The organism is Anaerococcus sp. (assembly GCF_030825785.1).
Taxonomy (GTDB): domain Bacteria; phylum Bacillota; class Clostridia; order Tissierellales; family Peptoniphilaceae; genus Anaerococcus.
In genome coordinates this window covers 41817-48292 of record NZ_JAPJPG010000010.1, presented here as the reverse complement: position 1 = coordinate 48292, position 6476 = coordinate 41817, and the positions used below count along the sequence as shown (strand labels likewise).

Sequence of the window (6476 nt, the reverse complement as noted above, 5' to 3'; positions counted from 1 at the left end):
ATTAACAACTATAGTTCCATTAGATTTAACTTGGATTGGTTTATTATCAGCATATAATATTAGATCATTTTCAGTAGAGGGTTTCATTTTAGTTTTAATTTTAATTTCAACGTTATTTCCCAAATGATTTATTTTAGCGTTATAATTTTTTCTTAAAAATTCTAAATCATCTTTATTAAAAACTTCTTCAAAAATATATTTAGGAAAAATATCTTTTGTTTCAGTATATAATTCAACTTCTAATAAATCTGTATTTTCATCTGTAATTAAATCACTCGATGTTGCGTATGTAGATTTTTTAGGTGCGAATATAAGCCCTATTAATACAATAAATAAAGTTAAAAATGATGTAAATCTTTTATTTTTAATATAAACCTCCTTCAAAATTTAATGTTTATAATTATATTGAAATTACAAATTACTCTAATATTAAAAATGGTACTGTCAAATTTTTTGTGTTAACTCTAACTTAAAAATTTTGTAATTTTACTACTAATCTTATAGAAAAATTTTTGAGTATTTGGGCATACTAAAACCCCTCCATCTGTTTTTCAGATTTTAGGGTTGAGCTCATTTTACATAACATATCTTTCTTCGTTATTATTTAAGAAAAATTTTCTTTCGACTAATTAAAAGTGCATATACAGCTCCTAAAATAGCCATAATTAATCTAGAAGCCCCATAAGGTAAGTTTATGCGTGGTATGAATATTACTCCTAGAACAAACAACATATCATAGTATACAATATTATATTTATGTTTTTTAAATAAATCATTATTATTTACTTTTAAAAGTATTAATGATACTACAAATATAGTAATCCAAAAATAAAATAATGAATCTTCTCTGCCAATATTACTATAATAGCCTACACTTGAAGCTATCAGAAAAATATATGGTAATAAATTTGATTTTTTAATCATAATAATCTATAACCTTTTATTTATTTCCTAACTTTTGTTTTTCAAATTAATATTTAACAGTTATTCTATTAAAACTCGAATAACCGTCTTGTTCTTTTGTTACCCGAATTAATATAGCATAATCAAAAAATAAAAAATATTATATTTAACTGATATTCTAATAACTACAAATTAGCTAGAGGCTAAAAATAATACAAAAGCTTAAAATGTTTGCCACTGTATATACAATGGATTAAATTTGTGTTACAATATTATTTGAAAATATTTTGGAGGATTTTATGGAATTTTTAAGAAAAAAGGGGATAAATTTATCCTGGAGAACTTATTTTATTGATGCCTTGGGGGCTATGGCCTTTGGTCTTTTTGCCTCTCTTTTGGTTGGGACTATCCTAAATAGCCTTGGCCAAAGCTTACATATACCATATCTTACAGACAGGCTCTGGCCTTTGGCAAACTCTGCCAGTGGAGCAGCTATTGCAGTTGCTATTGCCGCAAGTCTTAATGCACCCAAGCTTGTCCTTTTTGCTTCTACTATTGTAGGACTCGGGGCCTATGAGCTAGGAGGGCCTGTGGGAGTTTTCCTTGCCACAATTTTTGGAGTTGAATTTGGTAAGCTTGTCTCAAAATCTACCAAGCTTGATATAATCATCACTCCTAGTGTTACGATTATAGTAGGAATCTTGGTGGGAGATTTGATAGGTCCCTATGTCGCATCCTTTATGAAGGCGATCGGCTTATTTATCATGAAAGCGACCGAGCTTAGACCGTTTTTTATGGGAATTGTTGTAGCGGTTACTATAGGTATGGCCCTTACCCTACCGATTTCATCTGCGGCGATTTGTATGATGCTTAGTCTAGAAGGCCTTGCAGGAGGAGCGGCTACAGTCGGATGCTGTGCCCAAATGATTGGCTTTGCTGTAATTTCCTACAAGGATAATGGCTTGGAGGGACTTCTCGCCCAAGGGCTGGGGACTAGTATGTTTCAGGTGCCAAATATTATTAAGAACCCTCGGATTTGGCTTCCTCCAACCCTTGCAAGTGCCATCATTGCTCCAATCGGAACTTTAGTCTTTAGGATGAAAAACACTCCCCTAGGCTCAGGTATGGGGACAAGTGGTCTAGTAGGACAAATTGGAACCATTAATGCCATGGGAGTTAGTGCCATATTTAAGGTCATCCTCCTTCACATATTCCTTCCTGCCATCCTTTCTTATATAATTTATAGGCTAATGAAAAATAAGGGGCTGATCAAGGATGGAGATATGAAGATTGATTTTTAATTAACTAGCCTAAATACAAGTAGATTATTATATCTAGGAAGAGTATTTATTTAACTTAACATATGATATTTTAAAAGTATAATAATCCTAAATCTGAGGAGGTATCAGATCTTAAGAAAAGGAGATTATATGCAAAAGAAAAATATTAATTTAGATAAATTCAAAATCAAGCTTCACGAAGGATCTTCTGTGGGCAAGGTCATAGCTGTAATGAGTGGTAAGGGAGGAGTTGGCAAGTCTTCAGTATCATCCCTCCTTGCCTCAAGCCTTAGCAAGAAAGGCTACAAGGTTGCAGTATTTGATGCTGATATAACAGGACCTTCCATGGCAGAGGCCTTTGGTATAGATGAGCCAGTTAGGGGAACCAAGGAAGGACTTATGTATCCTGCCATCACTCGTGACGGAATAAAGCTAATTTCAGTAAACATGATCTTACGCCAAAAGACTGACCCAGTTGTTTGGAGATCATCAATTGTAACCAACGTCCTAAAACAATTCTACACAGATGTAGATTGGGGCGAGATTGATTATATGATAGTAGACATGCCTCCAGGAACAGCTGACGTACCACTCACAGTCTTCCAATCCCTACCAATAGATGGCGTAGTTGCAGTAGCGACCCCTCAAGGCTTGGTAGAGATGGTTGTAGAAAAATCTATCAAGATGGCAAAGATGATGGGCAAGAAAGTAATCGGCATGGTTGAAAATATGTCCTATTTCGAATGTCCAGATTGTGGAAGTAAGCATGAAATATTTGGCAAGAGTAGGCTAGATGAAGTAGCTAAAAAATACGACATAGATACCCTAGCCAAGCTTCCAATAGATTCACAAATAGCAGAAAAAATTGACTCAGGTCTTGCAGAAGATATAGATATGAAAGAGCTAAGTCCAATTATAGAAAAGATTGAAAGCCTATAGGTAATAATATGTTTAAGAAAATTCTAGCAGGGATGATGTCCCTTATAATCTTTCTCCCACAAGTGGCTATGGCAAGTGACTTTGATCCAAACAAGGACGATGTAATCTATGGTGTAGCCCTTACAGAAGAAGAGAAAGTTACAGTAAATAAATCTATGGGAGTTAAGGAAGATTCTAATATTTCCTATGTAGACGGAAATGATCTTGAAAAATATCTAGGATACGGAACAGCAGATTCCAACATGATCTCTTCAGTCCTAGTCAAAAGATCAACTAAGGATAAGGGAATATCTGTTAAGATCAAGACTCCAGAAAACATCACACAAATTACAGAAGGCCAATATACTAATGCTGCAATTACAGCAGGCATAAGCGATGCAGACATAATAGTAGCAAGCCCAAGGCCTGTTACTGGAGAGTCTGCCCTAGTCGGAGTCTATAAGTCTCTAGAAATGAGAGGTATGGACCTTGATACCCAAAGAACTCAAACAGCACAAGAAGAGCTTGAGACAGTAAGTCAAGTAGCAGAAGAAAACGAAGGAAAAGAAAACTTCGATACAGACAAGCTCGATACAGTAGTAATTGAAGTAAAACAAAAACTCAGTGACTATAAAGAGGAAAACGGCGAAAATGCTTCCGCTGATCAGATAGCAATCTATATCAAGGATGCCTTAAATAATGTAAATATGGACAATGTATTATCAAATAACAACATCCAAATCCTCGTAAATTACTTCGAGAATTACCAAACAACTTCAGCTATAGATAGCGCCGAAGTCAGAGAAAATCTCACAAAACTTGCAGGAGATATTACAGATAAGGCAGGAAAGTTTTACGAAGAAAATAAGGATAGTATCGATAAAGTCGCCCAAGAAGCTAAAGATAGCGGTCTTTGGGATTCGATAATGAATTTCTTTAGATCAATTTTTGAATCTATTATGAACGCCTTTGGCGGAAGTGATTCTTCTGATAATAATTAAAAATAAACCGTTGCAAAAATATGGGAAGCCATATTTTGCAGCTGTTTTTTAGTTTTAAATTATCCTTGGCGCTTATTAGCTTTATGGTTATTATTTTGATTAAGTATAAAAAAGCGGAATCCAGACTCTTTTAAAAGTCTAGATTCCGCTTTTTATCTTATTAGATTATTAAGTCTTTTTGTATAGCTTAGCCTTAGCAATTAATAAAATAATTTTTCCTAAAAGCCTAGATAAAACCTAGCAAAAAGGGCTGCAGCTATTGCACCTACATATGGAGCAAGACCTGGAATTGTTAAACCATATTGCCAGTCGTTATCTGTTTTGTTTTTGATTGGCAATAAAGTGTAAGCTAGTCTTGGACCTAGGTCTCTGGCAGGATTCATAGCAAATCCTGTTGGACCACCTAATGCCATACCGATAGCCCATACCAATAAACCAACTCCTACTGGAACGAGGTCTGGTTGATTTTTAACTAGACCTAGGATTGATGATAGGAAGATAAAGGTTGCAAAAAACTCAACGAAGAAGTTTCTTGGAAGGTTTCTATAGATGGGGTTTGTTGAAAAGATATTTCTTACCTTGACTTGATCTATATCTTCTGATGCATCGAATTGATCTTTGTATAAGACATAGCAAATCAAAGCTCCGAAACATGCTCCCAAACATTCAACTATAACATATGGTACAAAGTAGGTCCAAGGGATAAGGCCAAGAATTGCTTGGCAAAATGCCATAGCAGGATTTATGCATACATCTCCAAATACTACTAAAACTATAGTAATACCAAATCCCCATGTTGTAATTGCAAATAAATGGCCTGATCCTTGGTATTTTGTCTTATTAAGTACCTCGTCGCAGTGAACTCCAACACCAAAGATAATCATAAGGGCAGTTCCTAAAAACTCTGCAATTAATTTTGAAATCATCTAAAATCCTTCCTATTAATTTTCTACAACTACGCCTAAACCATCAGGAATTACAACTACTTTCGCATCATCTCCCATGATATCAAAAGCTAATCTCAATCCTTCATCCATAGATCTTGCAAGTTGCATGTGCAAATCATTTACAAGTTTTTCATCTACTTGGTCAGATACCATTATTACATGATAGTGAGAAAGGATACGGGCAAAGATTTGAGAAGTCCATTGGTCTGGTAAGGTTTCGAGCCTTGGAGTGTTGATTGCCATTTCTTCAAATTCTCTAGCTTCTTTTACATCGGCTATATTGTGGTAGAAGCCTTCACCACCGTGACCATCACCACAAGCACAGCAGCAGATGATTACTCCGCCTTCTTTGACAGTTGCTTCAGCAGCTGTCATACCCTTTACAGCTTGGTAAATATTTTGATCAAGAGGAGCTCCACCATTTGTAGTAATAGCTATATCACAGTCAATCTTCTTAACGCTTGCAAGTTCTCTTACAAAGTCACAACCAACCTTGTGAGCTTTTTCCATATCACCTGCAAAAGAACCTATTATTTCGTGTTTACCATTCAATACGACGTTAATGATAAAGGCGAGCTTAGCTGTTCTTGCTGCATAAACCATATCTTCATGGATTAAATTATGCTTTAAGTTTCCAGTTCTTGAATTTTTATTATCTATAAATTCACCACTGTGGTTGGCCATAATTGTCTTATAAGAAGCAATTCCTGGTAAAACTGATTTTCTTCCTCCAGAAAAGCCTGCAAAAAAGTGGGCTTCTATAAATCCTTCAGCGATTAAAAGATCACATTCAGCAGCGATTTTGTTGATGATACAAGCTCCACCACTTGGAAGAGTTCCAATTTCTTTCATCGAACTATCATCTGTTGATACGTGCATTACAATTTCTTCGTTATCTACTATTTCTTGACCGTATTTGTTTATTAATTCTTCTCTAGTTGATGGACGGTGGAATCCTGTTGCTACAAGAATACGAATACGGGCATCTGGGTTAGCACTACGTATTCTTCTTAGCAAAATAGGTGTAATAACTTTTGAAGGAACTGGACGAGTATGGTCTGAACTAATAATTACAATATCCTTTTTACCTTGGGCAAGTTCTTCGAGACTCTTTTGGCCTATTGGATTGTCTAAAGAATCTTCTACTATTTGGGCTTCTTCTTTCTCAGGTACATATTGGGTTTGTTTTCCCTCAAGTTTACCAGAAAAATTCTTATCTTCTAAAGCGACCTCCATACTTGTATGGTCATATGGAACATTTATTTTAATCATTTTAACATCTCCTATTATATTAATAAATATGCAACAGTATAGACTATAATAGCAAAATTAATCAATGTCAAGAAAAAATAATGGATATTTTGAGTAAAAATGGATAGAAAGTCTTCTTCGTTTAAACTTTGGAAAGCAAACGTTTTGTTCGTAAA

Annotated in this window: 5 protein-coding genes and 1 pseudogene; 3 read left to right on the top strand and 3 right to left on the bottom strand. The window is 34.9% G+C overall.

The annotated features are described in order from the left end of the window. A pseudogene (locus RCH56_RS02760) lies at nt 1-384 on the bottom strand (hypothetical protein); the annotation flags it as partial. Nucleotides 385-1202: 818 nt separating this feature from the next. On the opposite strand from RCH56_RS02760, the gene RCH56_RS02755 reads away from it, so the two are divergent. From RCH56_RS02755 to RCH56_RS02745, 3 genes are all read left to right on the top strand, one after another. Next, nucleotides 1203-2204 carry a PTS transporter subunit IIC gene (locus tag RCH56_RS02755; protein WP_306483473.1) on the top strand — a complete coding sequence of 334 codons (1002 nt, stop codon included), beginning with the start codon at nt 1203-1205 and terminating at the stop codon, nt 2202-2204. Nucleotides 2205-2333: 129 nt separating this feature from the next. Then, entirely contained in the window at nt 2334-3122 is a 789-nt protein-coding gene (locus tag RCH56_RS02750; protein ID WP_306483472.1) for a P-loop NTPase, read from the top strand. Between the two features lie 8 nt (nt 3123-3130). Next, a complete protein-coding gene (locus RCH56_RS02745) occupies nt 3131-4102 on the top strand; it encodes a DUF1002 domain-containing protein (protein ID WP_306483471.1) in 972 nt (323 codons plus the stop codon). A gap of 218 nt (nt 4103-4320) precedes the next feature. Here RCH56_RS02745 and larD read toward each other — a convergent pair whose 3' ends face one another. After that, on the bottom strand, nt 4321-5028 hold the full coding sequence (larD, locus tag RCH56_RS02740; protein WP_306483470.1) for a D/L-lactic acid transporter LarD: 708 nt from the start codon (nt 5026-5028) through the stop codon (nt 4321-4323). Nucleotides 5029-5043: 15 nt separating this feature from the next. Further along, entirely contained in the window at nt 5044-6321 is a 1278-nt protein-coding gene (gene larA / locus RCH56_RS02735) for a nickel-dependent lactate racemase (protein WP_306483469.1), read from the bottom strand. Nucleotides 6322-6476 lie beyond the last annotated feature (155 nt).